This window comes from Oleiphilus sp. HI0067 (genome assembly GCF_001635735.1).
Genome location: NZ_LWFI01001503.1, coordinates 1 through 839, shown reverse-complemented (window position 1 = coordinate 839; position 839 = coordinate 1). Strand labels below are relative to the sequence as shown.

Annotated in this window: 1 protein-coding gene; it reads right to left on the bottom strand. The window is 46.7% G+C overall.

Annotated features, from left to right (window positions below; all coding sequences use genetic code 11):
- Window positions 1-839: ATP-grasp domain-containing protein (locus A3739_RS24485; protein ID WP_156502811.1), on the bottom strand; the 839-nt coding region annotated here is incomplete at both ends.

The following is an 839-nucleotide window of genomic DNA, read 5'->3' as shown; positions in this document are numbered from 1 at the left end:
CATGCCTGCTTCCTCAATTGCCTGAGCAGTACCACGCGTTGCAACTAAGCTAAAGCCACCCTCAACAAGAAGTTTCGCAAGTTCAACAACACCTTCTTTGTCTACGTCACGAACACTCAAGAATGCCTTACCTGATGCAGGAAGTGTTTCACCTGTCGCGATAAAACCTTTAGCAAACGCCTCATCGAAGGTTTCACCAACACCCATAACTTCGCCCGTAGACTTCATCTCAGGACCAAGGATCGGGTCAACTGCTGGGAACTTCTTAAATGGGAACACTGACTCTTTCACACTGAAGTGCTCTGGGATGATCTCAGTTGTAAAATCTAGCTCTTCTAGAGTTTTGCCCGCCATTACACGTGCTGCAACTTTCGCTAATGAGGTACCAATCGCTTTTGACACGAATGGTACGGTACGTGACGCACGTGGGTTCACTTCGATCACGTAAATTTCACCATCCTGATAAGCGAGCTGAGTATTCATCAAACCGACAACGCCAAGCTCTAAAGCCATCGACTTAACCGCTTCACGCATTTCGTCTTGAACATCTGCAGACAATGTATATGGAGGTAGTGAACAAGCCGAGTCACCAGAGTGAACACCCGCCTGCTCGATGTGCTGCATAATTGCGCCAATCACGACTTGCTTACCATCTGAGATCGCATCGATATCCACTTCGATTGCAGAATTCAAGAAGTGGTCAAGCAAAACAGGGCTATCGTTAGATACTTGAACAGCATCTTTCATGTAACGCACAAGCTCGTCTTCTTTGTAGACGATTTCCATCGCTCGGCCACCAAGTACATAAGATGGACGAACAACCAATGGATAGCCAATTT